Origin of the sequence: Paenibacillus sp. FSL W7-1287, from assembly GCF_038004245.1 — a bacterium.
GTDB classification, from domain to species: Bacteria; Bacillota; Bacilli; order Paenibacillales; family Paenibacillaceae; genus Pristimantibacillus; species Pristimantibacillus camelliae.
In genome coordinates, this window is sequence record NZ_JBBORD010000001.1 from 822,967 (window position 1) to 847,145 (window position 24,179).

The 24,179-nt window shown below is 44.5% G+C and carries 21 protein-coding genes and 1 pseudogene; 12 read left to right on the top strand and 10 right to left on the bottom strand.

What is annotated here, in order from left to right; translation table 11 throughout:
• The first annotated feature begins 128 nt into the window (after positions 1-128).
• From NSQ99_RS03810 to NSQ99_RS03835, 6 genes and pseudogenes are all read left to right on the top strand, one after another.
• Positions 129-818 carry a sensor histidine kinase gene (locus NSQ99_RS03810; RefSeq protein ID WP_251666863.1) on the top strand — a complete coding sequence of 230 codons (690 nt, stop codon included), beginning with the start codon at positions 129-131 and terminating at the stop codon, positions 816-818.
• 225 nt (positions 819-1,043) lie between these two features.
• A complete protein-coding gene (locus NSQ99_RS03815) occupies positions 1,044-1,994 on the top strand; it encodes a metal ABC transporter solute-binding protein, Zn/Mn family (protein ID WP_340835172.1) in 951 nt (316 codons plus the stop codon).
• Between the two features lies 1 nt (position 1,995).
• A complete protein-coding gene (locus NSQ99_RS03820; RefSeq protein WP_340835173.1) occupies positions 1,996-2,730 on the top strand; it encodes a metal ABC transporter ATP-binding protein in 735 nt (244 codons plus the stop codon).
• Positions 2,731-2,733: 3 nt separating this feature from the next.
• Positions 2,734-3,651 (top strand): metal ABC transporter permease, encoded by a 918-nt coding sequence (locus tag NSQ99_RS03825; protein ID WP_340835174.1) that lies wholly within the window; start codon positions 2,734-2,736, stop codon positions 3,649-3,651.
• A complete protein-coding gene (locus NSQ99_RS03830) occupies positions 3,648-4,535 on the top strand; it encodes a metal ABC transporter permease (RefSeq protein ID WP_340835175.1) in 888 nt (295 codons plus the stop codon). The genes NSQ99_RS03825 and NSQ99_RS03830 overlap by 4 nt, the downstream gene beginning before the upstream one ends.
• Before the next feature lie 272 nt (positions 4,536-4,807).
• A pseudogene (locus tag NSQ99_RS03835) lies at positions 4,808-6,361 on the top strand (IS1182 family transposase); the annotation flags it as partial.
• A gap of 151 nt (positions 6,362-6,512) precedes the next feature.
• Here the strand turns inward: NSQ99_RS03835 and NSQ99_RS03840 are convergent.
• From NSQ99_RS03840 to NSQ99_RS03855, 4 genes are all read right to left on the bottom strand, one after another.
• On the bottom strand, positions 6,513-7,880 hold the full coding sequence (locus NSQ99_RS03840) for a sugar porter family MFS transporter (RefSeq protein ID WP_251666857.1): 1,368 nt from the start codon (positions 7,878-7,880) through the stop codon (positions 6,513-6,515).
• A gap of 127 nt (positions 7,881-8,007) precedes the next feature.
• Entirely contained in the window at positions 8,008-9,342 is a 1,335-nt protein-coding gene (locus NSQ99_RS03845; protein WP_340835177.1) for a response regulator, read from the bottom strand.
• Positions 9,342-10,781 (bottom strand): sensor histidine kinase, encoded by a 1,440-nt coding sequence (locus tag NSQ99_RS03850; RefSeq protein WP_251666854.1) that lies wholly within the window; start codon positions 10,779-10,781, stop codon positions 9,342-9,344. Before NSQ99_RS03850 ends, NSQ99_RS03845 begins: the two co-directional genes overlap by 1 nt.
• Positions 10,778-11,746 (bottom strand): substrate-binding domain-containing protein, encoded by a 969-nt coding sequence (locus tag NSQ99_RS03855; protein ID WP_251666853.1) that lies wholly within the window; start codon positions 11,744-11,746, stop codon positions 10,778-10,780. The genes NSQ99_RS03850 and NSQ99_RS03855 overlap by 4 nt, the downstream gene beginning before the upstream one ends.
• Before the next feature lie 245 nt (positions 11,747-11,991).
• On the opposite strand from NSQ99_RS03855, the gene NSQ99_RS03860 reads away from it, so the two are divergent.
• The 3 genes from NSQ99_RS03860 (at position 11,992) to NSQ99_RS03870 (ending at position 13,971) form a co-directional block, all read left to right on the top strand.
• Positions 11,992-12,564 carry a chromate transporter gene (locus tag NSQ99_RS03860; protein ID WP_251666851.1) on the top strand — a complete coding sequence of 191 codons (573 nt, stop codon included), beginning with the start codon at positions 11,992-11,994 and terminating at the stop codon, positions 12,562-12,564.
• Positions 12,564-13,109: a chromate transporter gene (locus tag NSQ99_RS03865; RefSeq protein ID WP_285855667.1), complete on the top strand. Its 546-nt coding sequence runs from the start codon at positions 12,564-12,566 to the stop codon at positions 13,107-13,109. Before NSQ99_RS03860 ends, NSQ99_RS03865 begins: the two co-directional genes overlap by 1 nt.
• A 61-nt stretch (positions 13,110-13,170) precedes the next feature.
• Positions 13,171-13,971: an HAD-IIA family hydrolase gene (locus tag NSQ99_RS03870; protein ID WP_340835179.1), complete on the top strand. Its 801-nt coding sequence runs from the start codon at positions 13,171-13,173 to the stop codon at positions 13,969-13,971.
• 220 nt (positions 13,972-14,191) lie between these two features.
• On the opposite strand, the gene NSQ99_RS03875 is transcribed toward NSQ99_RS03870, so the two are convergent.
• Positions 14,192-15,220, bottom strand: a complete 1,029-nt coding sequence (locus NSQ99_RS03875) for an NADH:flavin oxidoreductase/NADH oxidase (RefSeq protein WP_251666848.1) — start codon at positions 15,218-15,220, stop codon at positions 14,192-14,194.
• Between the two features lie 84 nt (positions 15,221-15,304).
• Here NSQ99_RS03875 and NSQ99_RS03880 point away from each other — a divergent pair, with 84 nt between their 5' ends.
• A complete protein-coding gene (locus NSQ99_RS03880; RefSeq protein ID WP_340835180.1) occupies positions 15,305-15,478 on the top strand; it encodes a hypothetical protein in 174 nt (57 codons plus the stop codon).
• Positions 15,479-15,485: 7 nt separating this feature from the next.
• On the opposite strand, the gene NSQ99_RS03885 is transcribed toward NSQ99_RS03880, so the two are convergent.
• On the bottom strand, positions 15,486-16,334 hold the full coding sequence (locus tag NSQ99_RS03885; RefSeq protein ID WP_340835182.1) for a TetR/AcrR family transcriptional regulator: 849 nt from the start codon (positions 16,332-16,334) through the stop codon (positions 15,486-15,488).
• Positions 16,335-16,431: 97 nt separating this feature from the next.
• Between NSQ99_RS03885 and NSQ99_RS03890 the strand changes: the two genes are divergently transcribed.
• Positions 16,432-19,521: an efflux RND transporter permease subunit gene (locus NSQ99_RS03890; RefSeq protein WP_340835184.1), complete on the top strand. Its 3,090-nt coding sequence runs from the start codon at positions 16,432-16,434 to the stop codon at positions 19,519-19,521.
• A gap of 125 nt (positions 19,522-19,646) precedes the next feature.
• Here NSQ99_RS03890 and NSQ99_RS03895 read toward each other — a convergent pair whose 3' ends face one another.
• The 4 genes from NSQ99_RS03895 to NSQ99_RS03910 all read right to left on the bottom strand — a co-directional run bounded on the left by NSQ99_RS03895 (position 19,647) and on the right by NSQ99_RS03910 (position 22,937).
• On the bottom strand, positions 19,647-21,035 hold the full coding sequence (locus NSQ99_RS03895; RefSeq protein WP_340835187.1) for an aldehyde dehydrogenase: 1,389 nt from the start codon (positions 21,033-21,035) through the stop codon (positions 19,647-19,649).
• Between the two features lie 249 nt (positions 21,036-21,284).
• Complete coding sequence (locus NSQ99_RS03900; protein WP_340835188.1) at positions 21,285-21,683, bottom strand: DUF2752 domain-containing protein; 399 nt, start codon at positions 21,681-21,683, stop codon at positions 21,285-21,287.
• On the bottom strand, positions 21,664-22,008 hold the full coding sequence (locus tag NSQ99_RS03905; RefSeq protein WP_340835190.1) for a DUF4234 domain-containing protein: 345 nt from the start codon (positions 22,006-22,008) through the stop codon (positions 21,664-21,666). The genes NSQ99_RS03900 and NSQ99_RS03905 overlap by 20 nt, the downstream gene beginning before the upstream one ends.
• Before the next feature lie 89 nt (positions 22,009-22,097).
• Positions 22,098-22,937, bottom strand: coding sequence for a sugar phosphate isomerase/epimerase family protein (locus NSQ99_RS03910; protein WP_340835192.1), 840 nt, complete (start codon positions 22,935-22,937; stop codon positions 22,098-22,100).
• Positions 22,938-23,110: 173 nt separating this feature from the next.
• On the opposite strand from NSQ99_RS03910, the gene NSQ99_RS03915 reads away from it, so the two are divergent.
• Positions 23,111-24,154, top strand: a complete 1,044-nt coding sequence (locus NSQ99_RS03915; RefSeq protein WP_340835194.1) for a LacI family DNA-binding transcriptional regulator — start codon at positions 23,111-23,113, stop codon at positions 24,152-24,154.
• The last annotated feature ends 25 nt before the right edge of the window (positions 24,155-24,179 follow it).

Sequence of the window (24,179 nt, forward strand, 5' to 3'; positions counted from 1 at the left end):
GACAAGCTTATCGAGCTAGGAGTTACCTAATACGAAGTATAAGCAGTTTACATGAGTAAAAGTATAAGCAGCTATACACGGAGTGGTAGCAGCGATGATATACGATAGAGGAATTGGAGAGTGAAAGTATGCTAAAGGATCTTTATACGAATCAGAAAGAACAGTCAACGGTTACAGTTTACATGCGTCAGCTAGAACAAGAAAAAATCAAACTAGCAAGAGAATTGCACGATACAGCATTACAGGAGCAGGTCATTGCGTTGCGTGAGCTTGATGCGCTGCTTGAAACACCGGAGATGGCGAATAAGCTGGAGCTTAGAAAAAAAATAATGCGTATTCGTGAGCAGCAGGCCAGCAGTATCTATTTACTGCGTGAATTTTGTCAGACACAATATGCTCCAAGATTAGCGGAAGGAGAGCTGAAGAGTCAGCTGCAGTTTTTACTAGATCGATTGCAGCTTCGTACGTATTTAGAGATCGACTATATGAATAGTTGGCCAGAGTACGCACTAGGAGGAGAGCGAGCGCTTCATGTGTATCGTATTATTCAAGAGCTGCTCCATAATACTGAAAAACATGCAGATGCGAGGCGAGTGAAGCTAATGCTCTATCAAGATCATAGCTATTATACGCTTGATTATAGTGATGATGGCAACGGCATGGATGAGATCGATCTGAGTGCTTGGTCTAAGTTTGGATTGAAGGGCATCTATAGTAGAGCGGAATGTTTACACGCCAATCTAAAATTTATAAGTGCAAGGCAGCAAGGCTTCCAGTGCATACTGCGAATTCCGATCCTGGCTGATTATGACGAATAGCTTGTACATAAGAAAATTGAATAGATTGTGCATAGCACATAGAAGGCAGGCACCAATAGTCGTTGATATTGGGATCTGCTCTTTTTTTGTGTTCTATATTGGTTCAAGCCATAAGTATTGCTTTAATCTATAACTATTGTTTGTGGCTATAAATTTTGTCTATAACAAAAAATGTTGCACTAGAGCAAAATTGATCATATACTAAGTTTAAATTAATTGGAAGGGATGAAGAGAATGAAAACATTGCGTAGTACGGTGGTGCTGCTTATTGGACTTGTCATGCTGCTATCTGCTTGTCAGGCTGGTCAAGATAATAAATATGCTGATAATGACGGCAAATTAAACGTCGTTACAACGATCGCTCAAATCGCTGAGCCGCTGTCTGTCATTGGAGGGGATCTCATTTCCGTTACGAGCTTAATGGGGCCAGGCGTTGATCCGCATTTGCACAAGGCAACGACGGGAGATATTGCTAAGCTAGAAAAAAGCGATGTAATTTTCTATAACGGACTACATCTTGAGGCGAATCTACTTGAAGTATTCCATGAGATGGGCAAAAGTAAATCAGTCGTTGCGATTGGTGAGGCAGTAGAGGAAGCGCGTTTACTTAAGGATGAAACTGGAGCGAAGGATCCACATATTTGGTTTGATATTGAGCTTTGGAAAACGGCACTGGGCGCGGCAGTTGATGAGCTAATTGTTAATTTGCCAGAGCATGAGGAGCAGCTAGAAGCGAGCCGCGATCAATATTTCTCACAGCTCGATCAGCTGAAGGATGAAAGCAAGCAGAAGCTCATGCAGATTCCATCAGAGAAACGCATACTCGTTACGGCTCATGATGCATTTGGATATTTCGGCGCAGCGAACGGGGTTAGCGTGATCGGTTTGCAAGGGCTAAGCACAGAGGATGAGATCGGCTTAAGTGATATTGAGAACACCATTGAGATATTAATGGAGCACCAGGTTCCCGCTGTCTTTATAGAGAGCAGCATTAATCCAGACAGCATCAATGCGGTCATCGAGGGTGCTAAGCAAAATGGTCTTGATGTTCAGCTTGGCGGAGAGCTATTCTCGGATGCAATGGGAGCCGCAGGAACGCCGGAAGGAACCTATATCGGGATGTATGCACATAATGTTGAGACCATATCAAAAGCATTAACAGGTCAGGGTGATTAATATGGATGCCGCTATAGTGGTAAATCATTTAAGTGCTGCATATCGCAAAAACGAGGTGCTGTCAGAGATCAGCTTCAAGGTAATGCCAGGTTCGTTAACATGTATCGTTGGACCAAACGGCGCAGGGAAATCAACCTTGATCAAAACGATGCTGGAGCTGCATCCACGTACAACGGGAGAGGTTAGCTTTTTAGGTCAATCCTATCGACGCGCAAAAACAAAAATTGGCTACGTGCCACAGCGCGGATCCGTTGATTGGGACTTTCCTACAAATGCCTTAGACGTTGTGCTTATGGGGCTATATGGAAGAATCGGATGGCTGAAGCGGCCGCGTAAGTCACATCGCGATCAAGCGCTGGAAGCACTGCGTGTAATGGGAATGGAGCAATATGCTGATCGGCAAATCAGTCAGCTGTCAGGTGGTCAGCAGCAGCGGGTGTTTCTAGCGAGGGCACTTGTTCAGGATGCGGAGATCTACTTTTTAGATGAGCCACTCGCAGGAGTAGATGCTGCCACGGAGCGTATCATTATGGATACACTGCAGCAATTGAAAATGAAAGGCCGAACGGTGATGGTCGTTCATCATGACCTGCAGACAGTAGAGGATTACTTCGATCATGTGCTGCTGCTCAATCGTACGGTCATTGCGCACGGCGCGACAGCTGATACGTTCACGGATCATCAGCTGCATCGTACGTATGGCGGAGCATTGCGCTGGATGAGAGAGAAGGTGTAGACGATGAATTTTCTGTCTTACAATGCACAGTGGGTGCTGCTCAGCACCTTGCTGCTAGGGATGGCCGCGGGAGTGGTTGGGGTGTTGTCTTATTGGAAAAGGCAAAGCCTAATGAGTGATACTCTATCTCACGCTGCGTTGCCTGGCGTTGTGCTTGGGTTTATTGCAGTAGGCACGAAGCAGCTTCCTGCGATGCTGATCGGAGCTGCCATAAGCGCACTGATCGGAGCTTGGCTTGTGCAGTGGATTCGAAGCTCCTCCAGAGTGAAGGAGGATGCGGCGATGGGCATTGTACTTTCCGTATTTTTTGGACTCGGCATTATGCTGCTCACCTATGCTAATCGTATGCCAGGCGGCGGTCAGAGCGGGCTTGATAATTTTATATTCGGGCAGGCGGCTTCAATGGTCCACAGCGATGTGATACTGCTTACTATTTTAGCCATTAGTGTGATTGTCCTTGTCTATCTTTTTTTTAAGGAATGGAAGCTTGCGTTGTTCGATCCAAGCTATGCTCAGGGGCTTGGCTTATCCGTTAAATCAATGAATATCCTGTATACATCTCTTCTTGTGCTCGTAATTGTTATTGGCATTCAAGCGGTAGGTGTCATATTAATCGCAGCCCTCATGATTATTCCGGCAGTGAGTGCGCGTTATTGGACAGATTCCTTTGGACGAATGCTCGTGCTCTCTGCAATATTTGGTGGAGGAGCGGGTGTGTGCGGCACGCTACTCAGTACGCTGGGGAAGGGCTGGCCTACAGGTCCATTTATCGTCGTAGCCGCAGCAGCGATGTTTGTCATCAGTTTGCTGCTCGGAACGAGCAAAGGCTTGTTAGTTATACTATATCAACGGAAGCGTGCGCAGCTTAAGAGACAAAATACAATACTGGCAGAGCAGGCAGTGGAAGGAGGGAGAGGATGAGCTATACAGCTTGGATTCTCCTTACCGCTTCATTGGTTGGTGTAAGCTGCGGGCTTGTCGGTGTGCTGCTTATTCTTAGACGAATGGCGATGATGGCAGATGCGATTAGTCATACGGTACTGCTAGGTATCGTTGTTGCTTATCTAGTTACCCTGCAGCTAAGCGGAATTCATATGTTTATCGGCGCGGTCGTAGCGGGGTTGTTAACCGCTGTGCTTGTACAATGGTTCCACCAGCTTGGTGTGCAGCAGGAGGCTTCTATCGGTATTGTATTTACAACGCTGTTTGCCATCGGTGTTATTCTTATTGCGACGAAGGCAGGGAATGCGCATCTGGATGTTCAGCACTCACTTATGGGCGAGATTACGTTTATCCCATGGAATAAAGTGCTGCTGCCTCTCGTAGGTGAAGTGCCGAAAGCCGTTGTTAGCCTAGTCATTGTATTGATCGTCATCTTAACTGTTCTATTGCTATTCTATAAGGAATGGAAGCTTACGTCCTTTGACGCTGTATTCGCCGCAAGCATCGGAATACCAGTTACGCTCATGCACTATGTGTTCATGTCCCTTGTTTCCATTACAAGTGTAGCAGCGTTTGATGCAGTAGGTGCGATACTCGTTATTGCGATGCTCATTACTCCAGCATCTGCTGCTTACCTATGGACAGATAAGCTTTCTATTATGCTTGTGCTAAGTAGCATCTTTGGAATAATTTCAGCCTTTAGTGGCTACTATATGGCAGTTTTGCTCGATACCTCCATCTCAGGAGCAATGGCGTTAGCGACAGGGATTATCTTCTTGATCAGCTTTATTGGAGCACCGCGCCATGGTGTGATTGCCAAGCATCGCAGAGGTCATGCGAAGTCAACAGCTACGATCAATTGAAGCATATGGCTATGACTGCAAGGATTGTGATGAGCTGGGAGCTGGGAAATACGTATTGTTAACGTAGAAGCAATATATGAAGAAGGACTGTATTGCAGGAGGCTCTATGAAGAAGAGGCTGGGACAAAACCCAGCCCTAACAAACAAAGAAAGCCGTTGAAATTTTACGACGAGTAAAATTTCAACGGCTTTAATATTTTTAAATACAAAAAGAACACCATCTGTTAAAATTGAATCACCACAAAACAAATCCAACAGGAAAGGTGTTCCTTATGTTTAAAGATTATAACATGAATCAATTAGTTTTGCCTCTAGATTTAGAAGTTAAATTACAAGAAAACGACATTGCGTTTCATATCCATCATCTTGTAGAAACTATTCCAGATGAAGCCTTTGCTTCATTTCTTCGTCATTCAGGTTGTCCAGCTTATCATCCACGCATGATGCTCAAACTTATTTTATGCGGCTATACTCAGTCTGCTTTTTCAGGTCGAAAAATCGAAGCATTAACGAAGGACAGCATTCGTATGATGTGGTTAGCCCAAGGGTATGAGCCTAGCTACCGCACCATTAATCGTTTTCGTATTCATCCCGAAATGAAAACTCTTATCCGTCAATGTTTTATTCAGTTTCGTTGTCAATTAGTTGAAGAAAGGCTCATTGATCAGGAGGCTATTTTTATTGACGGTACAAAGATCGAAGCCAATGCGAATAAGTTTACATTCGTTTGGAAAAAAGCCATCGAAAAGCATCACCGTAGACTCATTGAACAATCCAATCAGCTCTACAATGAACTGCTGAACAACAAGATCATTCCTGAAATGGCTCGTGAACAGGATGAGCAGCTTTCCAATGAACAACTGCGAGAAATTGCAGAAAAACTAGAGGAAGTTGTAGAGGACTATACACAAACCATCGCTCATACAGAGGACGTCGCTGAGCGTAAGCAGCTACGCCGTCAACGTAAAACGCCTAAGCAAATGGTCAAGCAGGTTCGAGAATGGATTGGACGTAAACAAAAATATGAAAAGGATCTAGACATTTTAGGTGCACGCAACAGCTATTCTAAAACAGATCATGATGCCACCTTCATGCGTATGAAAGACGACTACATGAAAAACGGACAACTCAAGCCTGGTTACAACGTCCAAATTGCAACCGAAGGGCAATACACGTTGGCCTATGGCATTTTCCCTAACCCAACCGATACAAAAACGTTGATTCCATTCCTACATACCATTGAAGAAGAATACTTTGAATTACCTCAACATATTGTTGCGGATGCAGGCTATGGCAGTGAACAAAATTATGATCATATTTTAACGAAGATCAACCGTACACCTCTGCTCACGTATGCTCATTACTTGAACGAGCAAAAAAGAAGATTCAAGACAGACCCTTTCCAAACGAGTAACTGGGTATACGATGCGGAGCAAGATGTCTATCTATGCCCGAATGAAAAGAAACTATGGTTTCAGCGCAAGGTGACACGAAGAGATCGATCAGGCTTTACACGTCAATTCAAGTTGTATGAGTGTGAGGATTGTACCGACTGTCCATTCCGTTCTACCTGCACCAAAGCACAAGAGGGAACGAATCGTACGCTCATGATCAATGAAACATGGGAGCAGCAAAAAGCCTATGTGAGAGAGAAGCTTTCAGAAGACAAAACAAACAAGCTCTACCGCCAACGAAAAATTGACGTAGAGCCAGTTTTTGCCTTCTTGAAGGCTAATTTAGGTTTCACTCGTTTTATGCTTCGAGGGAAATCTAAAGTCGAATATGATATTGGTCTAGCATTATTGGCTGTTAACTTGAGAAAGTATGCGGTGAGGACGTAAGTTTTCACCCATAAGTAACAAGCAATATGCAACAGGGATGAAATCTGAATCGATTTCATCCCTGTTTTGTTTATGAGAAGCTAGTTTTGTCCCAGCCTCTCTTCATCCTATATTCAATGTGTATGCTGCATGAGCATTATTTTGCCCAAAGTGTTTCGATCTTCTCGAGCGGTATATCCTTCGTCTCGGGAACCTTCTTCCAAGTGAAGAAGAACGTGAAGACGGACAATACAGCAAAAATAATAAAGGTTGGTGATGCCCCGATCGATGTAAGCAGCGACGGGAACGATTGAGAAACGATATAATCTGCAATCCATAACGACATAGAACCGATAGCAGTCGCTATGCCACGCACATGGTTCGGGAAGATCTCAGACATGATCACCCATACGACTGGACCTAATGATACAGCGAAGGATGCTACATAAAGCAGTAGGAAGATCAATAGAACCGTGCTGTTAATTTGCTCAGATTGGAATGCAAAGGAAATAACGAGCAAACTAATGGCCATGCCAGCAGAGCCGAACATGAGCAGCTGCTTGCGACCGACTTTATCGATCAGCCAAATCGCTAATATCGTGAATACGAAATTAATAAATCCAACAAAAATCGTTTGCGTAAGTGCAGTGTTTGTACCTGCACCCGCTGCTTTGAAAATCTCAGGAGCGTAGTACATTACAGCGTTAATACCTGTGAATTGCTGCATCACAGCAAGCACAATACCAACAATTAGAGCAGCTCTTAACGTAGGGCTCTTAAACAGCTCTGAGAATGTGCCTTGCTTTTTCTTAAACGATTGCTCAATATCAACAATTTCCTGTTCAGCAAGCGCTTCTCCGTGAATCTTCTTCAGAATGACATTTGCTTCGTCACGACGACCCTGCTTAACGAGCCAGCGCGGGCTTTCTGGTACAAAGAATAGAGCAACGAGAAAGATAAGACCAGGTATAGCGCCAACCCCGAACATCCAGCGCCAGGAGCTTTCTACCTGCCATACGGAATCCCCACTGTTAGAGATCCATAGGTTAACGAAATAGACAAGGAATATACCAGTAACGGTAGCTAGCTGATTCAACGCTACGAGACGCCCACGGTACTTGGTCGGAGCGATTTCCGCGTTGTATAGTGGACAAAGGGTAGAGGTGATACCAATGCCAAGTCCTCCAATAATACGGAAAATAATATACGTGTTAAAGCTCTCTGGTGTAGCAGATCCGATACAGCTAACAATAAATAAGATAGCGGCAGCAACGAGCACGCGCTTTCTACCGAATTTATCACTTAGCACACCTGCAAAGGCAGCACCGACAATACAGCCGACGATTAAGCTGGATACAGCCCAACCTACCTGAAAATGATTCAGGTCGAACTTTTCTTCCATAAATCCAATAGCTCCTGATACAACGGCAGTATCGAAGCCAAATAATAAGCCGCCAATTGCGGCAACGATAGATATAAGTGTAACAAATTTAAGTGTTGAAGCTTGTTGTTGTGTTGATGTCATTGTACACTCCTTCCAGCACAAGATTATGCTTTTTTCATGGTCGAGTGTTATTCTAGCATGATATTTTGCTGCTTGGCTGAGGAGATATCTTCACTTATTTGTCGAATGCTAGCACATTTTTAAGAGCTTATGTTGACGATTGTTTTGCGCGGTATTCAGATGGCGTAATACCAGTCACCTTCTTGAAGACGCGGCTAAAATAATTGGGGTCATTATAGCCAACAAGATAACATATTTCCTTTAGGCTAATATCCTTTTGACTCATCCAACGCTTAGCATGCTCAATACGGATGCGCGTAATGTGATCGATAAAGGTTTCTCCAGTCTGCTGCTTGAATACTTTGCTAAAGTAGTACGGATTCAGACGAACCTGCTCGGCAACCTCCTCAAGCGACAGCTCACGCTTATAGTTTCGATTCATATAGCTGATTGCTGCATCAATGACCGAGTAGGTGTGCTGCTCTCGTTCTTGTCGTATGAGCGTGATTGCTTGCTGAACATAGGCATATTGCTCGGCCTTGTTCTGCAGCAGCGGCTGCGGGCTGTGGTGCTCAATGTGCTGGAAGCTGCTGCTCGCTTGATGTCCTGTAGCGGTAGTGGAAGCAAAAACGGCCTCATAATAGGAACGCCGGGCACCTTGTATATGTTCATGGCTCGATCCGATGCCGATCATGACTTGCTGCTGCGGCGCACAGCTCTTAAAGCTGTCAATGAGTTCACTGCTCCATCGCTCTGCTTCATCCTGTAGCTCCTCGGAGCGTATAGATTCATCACCAGATAGAAACAGTGCAATATGCTCGTTCACCAGTGTACTGCTAAAGCTATAATAACGGCTTGACTTTAGCTGCAGCTGCAGCGTCCTGACCTGCTGTACAAGCTCCTTGGCTAGCAACTCACTGTCAGGAAGTGCAATAACGAGTGCACATACCTGATCAAGCGGCAGCTGCAAAGAGTCAGCCATGCTGAGCAGCTCTTGCTCATCAATCGTCTCAGCGATTAAGCCAAGTGCAAGCTCCGACTTAACTAGCGGAATGAGCTCTACAAGCTGCTGCTCACGAGCTTTTGTGCTTTCTGCTGCCTCTTGCTCCTGCTTGATGTCAGCGATCAAGCGTTCAACAAGCGCGGTGATTTCCTGCCGCTTGGCAGGCTTAACGATATAGTCGTTTGCCCCGAGACGCAGCGCCTCCTGCGCATAATCAAAATAATCATAGGCTGTGACAAGCACGAACTTGACCTGTGGTGATTCTGCTTTTATGGAGCGGAGCGCTAGCAGGCCGTCCATTCCCGGCATGCGAATGTCCATAAAAATAATATGAGGCTTATGAATGCTTGCTTTTTGGATGGCATCTCTTCCGTTCTCGGCTTCAATAATATCCAAAGGCTCTTTTATCATATTTGTCATAATCCAGCGCATGCCTTCGCGCTCGAGCGCTTCATCATCGACAATCAATATACGATACATTATAAATCTCCCTTCTGACGCGGGATACGTAGTGTGATTGATGTTCCTTCACCTTCACGACTGTCTATCTGAACCTCGTGCTGCGCTCCATATAAGAGCTGTAAACGCCGAAATACATTACGAGTTCCTAGTCCAGTAGATTGGTGTGGTTTGCTCTGCTTAGCTGATGCTGTCTGCCTTTGCTCATAATCGAGCAGCTGAGCCTTTGTATGTTCATTCATCCCTATACCGTTATCCTCGATAGTAATCCAAGTGAACTCGGTGTTCCCGTAAATGCGCAGCGTGATCACTGCGTTGCGCTCAAGCTGCTCTATGCCGTGTACAAATATATTTTCTAGCAACGGCTGCAGCGTAAGCACAGGAACAGTAGTATCGAGCTGCTCTTCGTCTATATCCGTCTCGAATTTTACTCGATCTCGATAGCGAGCTTGTTGAATATAGAAATAATCGTTCGCGTGCTTCACCTCATCGCGCAGTGGAACGGGCGTATCGAGCTGCTTGAGGTTATAGCGAAGCAAATTAGCCATCGCGACCGTTAGATCGCTTGTTCGCTCTGCGCCTTCAATAAGCGCAAGCTTAGACATTACATTCAAGGAATTGAAGAGGAAATGAGGATTGATCTGACTTTTAAGCACCTCTAGCTCCATCTCCTTAAGCTGCTTGTCCTTCTCTAGTGTTTCCTTTTGCGCAGCAATATATTGTTTAAGCTGCTGCTGCATTTTCTTGAATGCAGCACCTAACCGATAAAAGTCACTTTGCTTCGAATATTGAGCTACAGGCTGATCAAGATTGCCCTGTGCTATGCCTTCTGCAGTTTGGGCAAGCTGACGGATTGGAGCTGAGATGGAAGCTGATATTCTGTAAGCGAGCCATAAGCATAGCAATGTAACGCCGATCAGCAGCATCATGCCAGATATCCTCATCTTAGCCACTTGACTTCGAATTTCCTCTGACCGTTCTTCATAAGCTTCTAGCTCTAACCCAATCATGCGATAGCTGTCCTCGATAATGTACGCCGATAGCAGCTCTGCTTGATCGAGATACGATGAGTAGAGCAGGGTGTTTTGCGTAGAGGAGGCAAGAAGTAATTGCTCCACCGCTTGATATCCATCAATTAATGCTTGATAGCTTAAGGCATCCACCATTCCGTTGGCAGGCGGGCCATAGTCCTTCAAGCGAAGGATCTCATTGTTCATCTGCTGGGAACCTTGCTGAAAAGCGTCATAGGCATCCTTAGAATGTGTCGTTAGCCATTGATCTGCAAGCTGAATATGGTTCTGTATGTATTCATTCAAACGTTCATAGACAAGTAAACGCTCTTGTAGCTGGAGGTAGCTCGTATTGACCTGATTGCTGCTGCTAAACAACAAATAACTAATACTTCCATTGATTAGAAAGAGGAGCGGAATGACGATAAAAAGCATATTTCTAATTTTCATCGTTGCACCTCGTTCTGCTGCTCTGCGGTAAGAACGTAGGTAGAGATAAAGTTTTGTTCAGCATAGGGCATCCCTTCCATCGAGTGATGAAGCACTTCGATAGCTTGCTGACCAATGATATCCGGCTGTTGTACGATGCTCCCAACAATTCTACCCTGCTGAATAAGCGACTCCGTATTGAGCAAATTATCAAAGCCAAACACAGCGATATTCTTATGACCTGCTGCATCAAGACCGTCTACAATACCGATTGCATCCAGTCCGCTCAGACCGACAAATACATTAATATGTGGGTATTGCTGTAGTAGATCAACGGTCATCTCGGCAGCCTGCAAGCGTGAGATGTTAGAGGTGCGTACTTCGACAAGCTCAATATGCTGCTGGTCTGCTAATGCGTTTTGAAACGCTGCAAGTCGCTCCGACTGATTATGTGCATAGCTGCCGATGATCACACCGACATGCAGCTCTTTCTGCTTTATCTTTGATAGCATAAGCTGTGCTAGCTGTTTGCCAGCTAATTCGTTGTCTGTGCCAACATAAGCGATGCGGCTGCTGGATTCAACATCTGTATCAATCGCAATCATCGCAATGCCACTGTCCTGTGCAAGCTCGAATAATGCTTCCTGACCCTGGAGTCCTTGTGTAATAATTGCATCTGGTTTTGCTGCAATAGCTTTTTGTAGCAATCTTGTCTGCTCATCGGGATCATGGCGCTGTGGTCCGACGTATTGCAGCATATAACCATAGCTTTTTGCTTGCTCAGCTGCCCCTTCCTTGAGCAGCTTCCAGTAAGGAGTATCGAGCTCTTGAGCGATAAGAATAACTCTTTTTGCTGCTTGCTCAGCTGTAGATCGATCATTAAGCTCTGCAACGGTGCTATGGATGTTGATTGCTGAATCTATGAAAAAGTACAGCGATGTAAGCACAATGATCGATAAAAGGATGGATATGAAACGTCTAGCCATTCGATATAGTCCTCCGTCAGTCTATCTCTTTCAGTGTTCGTAAAAACTGTTGTTGATTATACCGTCAAAATGAACCTAAGACAAAATGTTTATTCTGTCTAATTAGTGGCAGCAGCTGACTTTGTTCATTATGTGACTATAAATGTGTTATCGCTGTTGTATAATGAAGGAGGCAGTCAAGCTTGAGCTAAGAGAAAAGAGGGCTGCTATAGATGCTAAAGTGACAAGAATGGAGAAAGTTCATAATGGGACAATACAGGCAAATCATATGGGGCATGATGAAAACAGGTGTGATTGGCTTTGGCGGTGGCCCTTCCGTTGTTCCGCTTATTCGCCATGAAGCAGTGCAGCAATATGGCTGGCTAAGCGACGAGGAATTTGCAGAGGTATTTGTGCTAGCTAATACGTTACCAGGGCCTATTGCGACAAAAATGGCTGGTTACTTAGGTTATCGCCTAAAAGGTACACTGGGGGCAATTATCGCTGTGCTCGCTCATATTCTTCCTTCTTCGGTAGCGATGATTATTTGTATGTCGATGGTTAAATTTTTTAGCAGCTCGCCGATCGTTCAAGGCATGATCAGTGCAGTTGTTCCTGTTGTAGCCGTAATGCTGGGCATGATGGCGTACGAATTTGCCGAAAAAGCTGTGAAGGGCTTAGGTATAGCTGCTGGAATCGCGTTTTTTATTATTGCAATACTGCTGCTGCAGTGGGTAGAGCTGCATCCTGCCATTGTTATTGTTCTATTCATAGGCTATGGCAGTATACATTACCGCTTAAAGGCTACCCTGCATAAGCTTAAAGGAGGCCGCTCCTAATGGATTGGATTGAGCTTGTATGGCTTCTGCTCGGCTTTTTAATCGCAAATATTTTAGGCTATGGAGGCGGCCCTGCATCTATACCACTAATATACGAAGAGGTTGTTAACAAATACGCATGGCAAACGTCCAATGAATTTTCAAATATTATCGCATTAGGCAATGCGTTGCCTGGACCGATCGCTACGAAAATTGCCGCCTATGTTGGCTATGATGTGGGAGGGATCGTCGGAGCGATTGTTGCGCTTGCAGCTACAATTGTGCCTTCGATTATTGCATTAATCGTGATGTTAAAGCTTCTGCAAAAGCACCGCGAATCGAAGATAGTTAAGGGCATTAGCTTGCTCGTGCAACCCGTCATTGCGATGCTGATGGTCGTATTGACGTGGCAGATGGCCAAGGACTCGATGGTCGATATCGGATGGCTGCAAACGATTATTATCGCAGCAGTAGCTTGGTGGGCGATGGCGATCAAGAAGCTTCATCCTGCTCTTGTCGTACTTGCTGCATTTATATACGGTGGTGTTGTTTTACCGATGATTTAAGGCAGCATGGAATGACTATCTGATCATGTTGAAGGAAGCGATGTAAAGGGGAGATGGGGATATGGAGAGTGTTAAAGGGTTTATTATCGATCTGGACGGCACAGTCTATACGGGACAGCAAGCGATATCAGGCGCTATTGAGGCTGTAAATATACTTAAATCACTACATATACCGTTCGTATTCTTAAGTAATCGTGGTAATTATTCAAGAGCAATGTGCCGGGAGAAGCTGAATCGCATGGGTTTAGATGTTGAAGCTGATCGAATATTATTAAGCTCTACCGTGACCGCTGCATTTTTACAGAAGCATTATCCCGGAGAAGCAGTTTGGCCATTCGGTGATCCAGGCTTGGAGGAGGAGCTTCGTTCGCATAACGTAGTAATCGCTAATGAGCCTGAAGAGGCAAAGTGGCTTGTAATTACGTTGCATGAGAGCTTGACCTACGAGGATCTAAACAAGGCATTTCGCGCGGTAAGACATGGAGCACGCATTATTGCAACAAATGAGGATAAGATGTTCCCTACTGAGAAAGGGGATAGTATTGATGTTGCTGGAATGATCGGCGCTATCGTTCACGCAACAGGAGTGGAAGTATCCCATGTAATGGGGAAGCCGTCAGCGATGATGGCAGGTGCAGCACTTACAGTGCTTGGACTTGAGCCATCGGAATGCATCGTTGTCGGTGATAGCATGACGTCAGATATTGGACTAGGCAGCAAGCATGGGATGAAAACAGCACTCGTTCTAACAGGCAATGCAACTCAGCAGGATGTAGCACACGCCCAGCAGCAGCCGGATTATGTCAGCGATGATTTGCTGCAGCTTGTCCATGCCTATACAGCAGCTTGCGGCTACCGTTAGAAGCTCATATGTGGAACTTATCCAGATGTAGGACGGCGACTAGATGATCCAAACCATAGTGGCTACACGTAGACGTTATGTAGCTGTGCGATAATGTTTATATGTAAGAGAGAGCTTAAGTGAGAACTTGAGTGATATCGTGCTTAGGTGTACGACAAAGGTAGGGCTCTGCATCAGACCGTAGGCTGATGCAGAGCCCTTCTAGTTTATGTTAAATTTTTTACATACCGCGCTCATATTGTACGGGTGGATTCACAGTGCCAGTCAGTTCTTTAATGGCATGCAGTGTCCAGTATGGGTCATTAAGCATGCCGCGTCCAATTGCGATTAGATCGGCTTCTTGGTTAGCGAGCACTTGCTCAGCTACGGCTGGTTGCTCCAGCTTGCCTACAGCAATAATAGGTAGTTCAGGGAATGCATCCTTGAATGCTTTAGCTAACGGTACCTGATAGCCAGCGTGATGTCCGGGCTGTACGACAGATACGGGGCCTTCACCACCTGAAGAAACGTGGAAGCTGTCTACACCAGCAGCGTGATAGCGCTTAGCGACCTCGATGGCGTGCTCAACCTGATAACCGTCCTTCATATATTCCATGGCAGAGATGCGGAATAAGAGCGGCATGTTTTTCGGCATGACGCTGCGCACGGCTTTAACGACTTCTTCGCCGAACAGAGCGACATCCTGACCATATTGGTCATCGCGCTTATTAATGCCAGGTGAATGGAATTGATGAATGAGATATCCATGAGCGCCGTGAAGCTCGATGCAGTCAAAGCCAGCAGCGACAGCTCGCTCCGCAGCTTCTTTGAATCGAAGCACCATGTCCTGTACTTCCTCAGTCGTTAAAGCATAAGGCTTAGGCGTTGTATCATCGTGTGTAACGGAGATGCTGGAAGGTGCAACAGGAAGCTCAGCATCCTGTGCTTTACGACCAGCGTGTGCAATTTGTATACCGATCTTTGCACCATAACGATGCACAGAATCAACGATTTGCTTAAATGCAGGAACCTGCTCATCTGACCATAGGCCGAGGCAGCGATCGGTAATGCGTCCACGAGGCTCTACGTTAGTCATCTCTACAATAATTAGACCTGTACCGCCTATTGCTCGTGAGGCATAGTGAATCTGATGCCATTCTGTCGGAATTCCGTCATGTGCCTCTACAGAGTACTGGCACATCGGAGCCATGACAACACGGTTTTTCAGCTCCATTCCTTTTATGTGAAAGGGTTGATTAATGTAAGTCATGTGATCTCAGCCTCCTTTAAAGTAATAAAATTACTATAAGCTTTGTTTGCTATGAATGCAATGCTCTGAGGTTAGGTCTTCTGTATGAGTAAGGAAAAGAAGAAAGGGGGAATATTAACAATTGTTGAAGTTGTAAAAAATACGAAACGTAACAGCTATAAATTCGTAAAACGAACTCAGAAGGTAAGTGGACAAGGATTGCAGCAGGCGCAAGCTGAGCAAGCGCCAAGCTTTACATATTGTGAAGCAGCGGGCTAATGCTAGATTACTTTTGATGCTGGTAGTGATTCACTAAGGAAACAATATAATAGCTGCTTGAGTATTGGTTCAGATTGTGCAGCATCCCTTGAATTAAGGCAGCACTAGGCTGCTCGCTCGTCAGCTCGTTCTTTAAGATGTGAAGCGATTCCTTCTCTAGATCACTTGTTGTCATTTGCTCTACGGAGTTGATTTGCTCGACGATATAAGAAAGCGTGATCTGCTGTGAGTTGTTCACCTTGAAACATTCTGGATTCATTAGAAATACGGCGCGTGAGTGCTTGGCGAGAATATTCGTTTTGTCGACGAGGCTCTGCGATAAAGCAACGATATCAACTGGTGTGCGCTGCATCAATACATATTCACAATAAGATTTAATAAACCCTTTTACGCAGAGCATCAGATCGTATTTGGTACGGACGACAGCATCACCATAGATCGATTCGAGCAAGGTAAGGATCGAGTATGAAAACTGCTCATCATAAAACGTAAATTTGTGGAAAAGCTCATAATTAACCTTACGCAGCTGACCCGTTTGGTGGATTTGCTCTGTGAAAAAGATTAACGCAAAGCTACGGTGGCTATTAACGAATTCGAATATGCTGGAGTAATAAAGAAACAGCTTATGTTCCCCGTCTACAGCGCTGTTGACCACGCGGTCAATTTTCGTACCAAAATTGCTAATAATGTAATCGATAATGGCTAGAATCAATTCATCCTTGGATTTAAAATCTAGATAAAAAGCGCCTTTGGATATGCCACAGTGCTTTGTAATCTCTTGTATTGATGTGGCTTCGTAGCCCTTTTCTGCAAATAGCTCAATTGCTGTATCCATAATTAATTGTCGCTTAGACATAATTTTCACCTCAACTTAGGTCTGTGTTGACATATGACCGTCCGGTCATTAGTATAAAAAATAGAGAAAAAATAGTCAAGAAAGGATAGGTGTGTAAGTGAGGTCAATAGTTAATTTCGTAGTGAAAAACAAGTTAGCAGTATGGCTACTAACGTTAATTGTTCTATTCTCTGGAATGTATTCATCTGTAAGAATGAAGATGGAGACGATACCGGACATTTCTATTCCTTATCTAATGGTTATGAGTGTTTATCCTGGAGCAACTGCTGAACAGGTAATGGAGGATGTTACGATTCCGCTAGAGAAAACCCTTGAAAATCTAAGCGGTGTGAAGACCGTCATGTCCAGCTCATATTCCAGTGTAGCAAGTATTCAGGTTGAATATGATTATGGAACAGATATGGATGAAGCGAAGCGTGAGATGAAATCCGCGCTAGATGATATTAAGCTGCCAGATAATGCACAGGCACCTTCAGTATCGGCTATTAGCATGAATATGATGCCGATCCTTGCGCTCAGTGTGAGCAGTACCTCTGGTGATATCGTTGATTTAACGAGCACAGTAGAAGAGGTTCTTCTACCGAAGCTGCAAAAAATTGAAGGGGTTGCTTCTGCTTCAATTACGGGTCAGCATATTGAAGAGGTTGAGCTGACGTACGATGAAGAGAAGATGGCGAGCCTTGGGGTAACAAAAGAAACGATTGCGAACCTAATTAAAGCAAGTGACTTATATACATCTCTCGGTTTGTTCGAGTTTACGGAAGCTGAACAGGCTATCGCAGTAGATGGTAAGTTTATGTCCATAGAAGAGCTTGGCGATATGCTAATACCAGTAACGCCGACGGCTGACTATCCTTCTCCTGTTGCGAAGCTAAGTGATCTTGCATCGATTGAGCTTGTTGGTAAGGTTCAATCCATCTCTCGCACAAATGGTGAAGATGCCATTGCGATTCAGGTTATTAAAGCACAGGATGCTAACACAGTAACGGTTGCGAATGCAGTTAAAGATCTAATGGCAGAAGAGCAGGAGCGTTTTCCTGAGCTTGTTGTAGAGACTTCGTTAGACCAAGGTGAGCCGATTGAAGAAGCGGTGCTTACGATGGTTGAAAAAGCGCTGTTCGGTGGACTTATAGCTGTCATTATTATTCTACTATTCCTACGCGACTTTAAATCTACAATTATTTCGATTGTATCCATTCCAGTGTCCGTATTTATGGCTTTGATGATTCTACACTGGCTTGATATAACGCTTAATATTATGACATTAGGTGCGATTACTGTTGCGATTGGACGTGTAATTGATGACTCGATTGTCGTCGTCGAAAACATCTATCGAAGATTGCATCTGAAGGAAGAGAAGCTGAATGGTCGTGCACTAGTACGTGAAGCGACGATTGAGATGTTCAAGCCAATTCTATCGTCTACACTTGTAACGGTTGCCGTATTTGCACCGCTTGTATTTGTTGGCGGCATGGTTGGTGAGATTTTCGTACCGTTCGCGTTGACGATGAGCTTTGCCTTGATTGCATCGCTAATTGTTGCCATTACGATCGTTCCTGCTATGTCTCATTTCTTGTTCAAGAAAAAGCTTTATGCAGCCAAATCAGAATCCAAGCATAAAGAAGTTGGAGCACTTGCGAAAAAATATCGTGGTGCACTTCAATGGACATTGAACCATAAAATTATTACCGTCATTATCTCGCTTGTCCTATTAGTGGGAAGCTGTATCATTCCGATCTCTGGTCTAGTTGGACTGAGCTTCCTTGGAAGTGACGAGGAGAAGGTCATGTATCTTACTTACGCACCTAAAGCTGGTGAGCTTAGAGAAGATACAATTAAGCATGTTTCTGAAGTAGAGCAAAAGCTGCTTGAGCGTGAAGATGTCGATATCGTTCAGCTATCCATTTCCTCAGCGGAAAGTGCAGATATGCAGACGATGATGATGGGCGGCGCCGGCGGTTCACTTATGTATGTTATCTTCGATCCAGATATGAAGAACTTCCCAGAGGTTCGTGAGGAGATCGAGCAGTACGTTGAAGAGATTGGACACCCGGGACGCTGGTCAAGCCAGAACTTCTCGATGTCAGCACTATCCAGCAACGAGCTTAGCTATACGCTATACAGCGAAAGCCTCGATGATCTAGAGCAGTCAGTCCTAATGGTCGAAGAGGTTATGAAAGGCAATGAGCAATTGAAGGATGTATCCTCTACTCGTGAAGAGAGCTATGAGGCATTTACATTCCATGTTGATCAAGCAACGCTGCTGCAGCATGGTCTGACGACAGCGCAAATCGTTATGATGCTATACCCAGATACTTCTAAGGAAGTATTGACTACAGTTGAAAGTGACGGTAACAAAGTAGAGGTTATCGTTCAGAAAGAAGTAGTAACGCCTGAATCTGTAGAGGATATGCTTAAGCTTCCTGTACAATCAGTAACAGGTGCACAGCTTACACTAGGCGATCTTGTGGAAGTTGAAGAAGGCTATGCGCTGAATACACTTGCACGCAGCAAAGGTCAATTCTATGCTAGCGTATCAGGTACAATCCTAGGCGATGATGTATCCAAAGCATCGAGCGAGGTGGATAAAGAGGTTAACGAGCTTGAATTCCCTAAAGGTGTTGAGCTTGGTAACAGCGGTGCAATGGCGGATATTATTGAAACCTTCACTCAGCTAGCTGTAGCAATGCTGGCAGCGATTGCGATTGTATACTTTATTCTCGTCGTTACATTCGGAGAAGGACTTGCTCCATTCGTTATCCTATTATCTCTTCCGTTTACAGTTATCGGTGTATTCGTTGGTCTGTACATTGCTAATGAAACGATCTCTGTATCGGTCATGATGGGACTTCTGATGCTGATCGGTATTGTCGTAACAAACGCTATCGTGTATGTTGACCGCATCATTCATATGGAACGCGATGGTATGACATTGCGTGAAGCGATTCTTGAAGCTGGTGCGACGCGTCTTCGTCCGATTCTAATGACAGCGATCGCGACAATCGGTGCTATGATTCCGCTTGTATTCGGTGGTGCAGGTGGCGGCTTGATCTCTAAAGGTCTTGCGATTACTGTAATCGGCGGACTTACGAGCTCTACGCTGTTAACATTAGTTATTGTACCGGTGATGTATGAAATTCTATCGAAAATGCTTAAGAAAAATCGTCGTGAAGTTTTAGACAACTAGGCGATTAGATAAAGCGATCATTCTACTGTAAAGAAGAGTACGATGATACAGCACTACAAAAAAGATGTTGCCCCCGAGGCAACATCTTTTTTTGTGCGCATAGCATGGCGCTAACCATAATTAGCCTACTTTAATATTTTTCGAACGAGCTTTACTCGCGAGTTGTAAGGAGGGTGGAGCAAGCCGGTTTCAAGCTTTGTTGAACGATGCAGAATCGACTTCGGATGAGTGAAGCATTCATAGCTCGCTTTACCGTGATATGCACCACTGCCTGAAGGGCCGACACCGCCAAAAGGCAAATGTGTATTGCCAACATGGGCTACGACGTCATTGATACAGCCGCCTCCAAATGGCAGCTCCTGTAGAAACGTTTGTGTTTCTTTTTCGTTTGTCGAGAATAAGTAACCAGCTAATGGCTTAGGCAGCCTACGAATTTCTCTGATTAGATGATCCAAAGAGCTATACTTTAGTACGGGTAATAGAGGGCCAAATATCTCATCCTCCATTACTACACTATTCCACGTTACATGTTCAATAATCGTTGGCTCAATATATAGGTCTTGGCGATCTATGCTTCCTCCCAGTGTTATATTGCTTTCTTCAGCGATTAAAATATGGTGCAGCCGGTCGAATTGACGCTCGTTTATGATGCGACCATAGTCTGTGCTTTGCTGTGGATCATGCCCGTAAAAGTCTTTTATTGTTTTTTTCAGCAGCTCTACAAATGTTGGATATATACTTTCGTGTACGATAGCGTAATCAGGTGCCACGCACGTTTGTCCTGTATTGCTGAATTTACCCCAAGCGATACGCTTGGCTGCGACTTCTAAGTCGGCTGTCTCACTAACAATGGTAGGGCTCTTTCCACCCAGCTCCAGCACATAAGGGGTCAATCGCTCAGCCGCAGCTTTTGCTACAACCTTACCTACCGCAACGCTGCCAGTAAAGAAGATAAAGTCGAAGGGGGCATGAATAAGTGCCGTCACCATCTCCTTCTCTCCTTCTACAACACTCACGTAATTAGGCTCAAATGCTTCCTCCAATATTAGCTTAATGATTTGTGTCGTATGGACGCTTGCTTCAGAAGGCTTTATAACGGCTGTATTGCCTCCGGCAATTGCACCGATTAAAGGCTCCATCACAAGCTGGAATGGATAGTTAAACGGAGCGATAATTAGCACCACACCGTATGGCTCTCGCACAATAAAGCTTTTGGCAGGCTGGAAATGCAGAGGTGTCTTTACTGACTTAGGCTTTACCCAGCGCTCGATATTTTTAATGATAAAGCTAATACTGTCGTACACGATTCCGAGTTCTGTTGTATAGGCTTCAAATTCACCTTTACCTAAATCAAGCCTTAGCGCCTCCAGCACTTGCTTTTCATATTTTTTTATCGTTTGCTTTAGCTTTACAAGCTGCTCTTTACGAAAATGAACATCCTTTGTAGAGGATTGGTCGTAATAATTTCGCTGCTGTGTAATGATCGCATCTACTTGCTGCGTCAAAGTCGTCATGCCGGATCACTCCTTCCATGCTATAGGCACTGCTATATTCGTCATCTATATGCTGATACTAATATAACAAATTGTAACGACTTTCAGTAACTAAAGCTTGTAACAGCTAAATGTGTTCTGTGCGTGAAGCCATAATGAAAAAGGAGTTGTTCAATGCCAGCTAAACGGACATTCTGAACAACCCCTTCGGTATGCATTTGTATGGTGTAACAGAGAAGATGAAGTACTACAACTAAGCTTCGTAGCATTTTATAAATCAGGCGGTGCAAGCCTATCAAACAGAGGCAAGTTTCTTGCAATGCCATAGCCGAGAGCGAGAATCACCATTGCAATTAGCACAGCATTGGATGTGCGATGAAGCTTTTTGCGCTGCAGCAGCCAGTAGCATAGATATAACGGGACGAGCGCATAAACTAAGCTGTTATAGCGAAAGGCTGCCTCAAGGTCAAGCTTTAACAGAGCGGTAAGCGAGCGGGTCATTCCACAGCCTGGGCAATATAAACCAGTCACGGCATGAATCGGGCAAGGAATGCTTAATCCAGTGAGCGGAATCCACACCTTCAGATAGACCACGGTACCGATAGCAAAGAAAGAACCCCAAACAAGCTTAGGATTCTTTCTAAAAGGCTTAGACCATTTTATTAACATCGTTTTGTACAAGTGCATAGGTTACGATACCAAACCCGAACAGTCCCAGCACAAGATATATTACAGAATTGTCGCTATACATCATGCCACGTTGACGCTGAGCTTCAGCTACATGCTTGCCAATCTGGTAAGCCCACACTAATGACCAAATTCCACAAGTAACGATAGAAAGCAAGAAATGCTTTAACCCAGTAAAATCAGGGTCTCCACTCAATCTACCCACTTCGTTCGTTAATACAATGAACCAGTAAATTCCATAAATACCGCAAGTGATTAATGTAAGAATAATACTTAAAGCGATATTACGTTGTGTAATCATCATCATTCTCCTTATGACAGATACTATAAAACCTGCCTATTAGTATAGGAGATATGTGATGGGATTGACAATACATTTTTAGGAAATTCCAACAATTAGTTAATAAAATCGATGCGTAATTGATCTGCGACCGAACGAATATATTGCGCAGCCTCTGTATATTGTTCATTAGTAGACAGATGCTCAATCATGACAGGGATGTCTCGCTGCAGCTTATTAAGCTGTGTAAGCAGCACATCATAGCGTAGATTGCCTCGTCCAGGAATTACCTCATCAAGATGGAGGGTTAGCTTTGGTTGTAGCAGAATATCTTTGGCGTGCACATTGACGATATGAGGCCCTAGCTTTTCGATAAAATCAATAATAAGTGCATCCGTATGATAGTAGGTTTCTGGACTATTCACAATATTAACTGGATCAAAATGTACACCGAATTGTGGTCGATCAATCGCCTTTAACAGCGCTGCATAGCTGTCAGCACTGTTTGGGTATACCCAAGGCATCATCTCTAATGCGAAGGTTGTCCGCGTCGGATTTACTTGGTCAATGATCGCTCGTACGGTATCAACAATAAGATTGAATGTATCATCGGTAAGATTAAGCTCATGCGGTCCATCCCATACGGTGCCTCTAGAGCCGGCGATATTAACACAGACACGTGCACCGATGTCATCGGCTAGCTGCAGACGTTCTGCGCAATAGTTAATGGCTTGCTTAGCAATAGTCTCATCGATGCTAATCGGGTTGCTCCAAGCACCGACCTCCGCAATAACGATGTTATGTTGTTCAGCGGCATCGAGATAGGCCTTCATAAGGTCGCGATCCTTCCCGTCAAATGGGCAGGTCGCCGCCCGAAAGCCAGCTTGATGCATCGCTTTTGCCCAAGTTTCAGGTTGTTGATTTTCAATAAAAACTTGACCACCTAATCGTAGCATATATATCCCTCCAAATTGATCATTTTTCTAGCAGTAGCGTACCATGAACGCGCGTTAATGTAAATATTGACGCTGTTTACAGCCGTTTCTCCTTGTGAACCGGTTGACAGTGTATCATAGCAGGACTATGATAGAGGTATAAACACGTGTTTATTTAAAGGTAGGGTTATGATTTGTCTAAAAATGAAATTAATAGTACGGAAGTTGCGAGGTTAGCAGGTGTATCAAGGAGTACGGTTAGTCGGGTCATTAATAATTATTCAAATGTACCACAAAAAACAAAAGAGAAAGTGATGAAAGCTATTAAAGAGCTCAATTACTTTCCTAATGCTTCAGCGCAAATGCTGGCCGGCAAAAAATCCCGTACGATTGGTCTGTTCATGGTAAGCTCAGGGGAAATCTCTGTCGATGTGCTAACGAATATGATGATCGTGAGCGTGATAGAAAGTGCATCAGATCTTAATTATTATGTGCTCACCTTTATTATTCGTAATACCGAGGATGAAGCCAGCATTAATCATGTAAGGGAAGCATTCTATCAGCGGCGGATCGATGCGGGCATATTTATTGGAACAAAGCATAAAGAGCCATTTGTTGAGGAGCTCATAGCAGAAGGCTTTGTCGTTGGTGTGTTTGATCAGGAGCATCCAGACGTTGCTGTACCTAATCGCATCGTTGCCAATTTCAACAATGATTCTGGTATGAAGCAGGCAATTGCTTATTTACTTGGCCTTGGTCATCGGCATATCGGTCTCATTAATGGTGATCGAAGCCGATTGTCAGGCCTTAAAAAGCACGAGGGCTTCCATCATGCCATGAAGCAGCAAGGGCTCGACATTCATCCGGGCTGGGTGCTGGATGGAGATTTTACAGAGCAGGCAGGCTATGATGCGATGTCGAAGCTGCTTGGAAGCGATGAGCCACTCCCTACTGCACTTGTAGCAGCCAATGATAGTGTTGCTTTTGGTGCGATACGGGCGATGCGAGAGCAAGGGCTCAAGGTTCCTGAGCATATGTCGATTATCGGCTTTGACGATCATGTGCTAAGTGAGAAGCAAGATCCGCCACTCACAACCGTGCGCGTTGATTTTAAGCAGCTATTCAAGGAACTGATGCAGGTCGTTGTTAAGCAAGTTGAGGAGCCAGCAGATACGATTCGTGAGATCAAGTATGACTGCACGCTAATTATCCGGGAATCCTGCAGGCGTTTGGATTAAAGGTAAGCTAGAGGCAAGGCTGTAC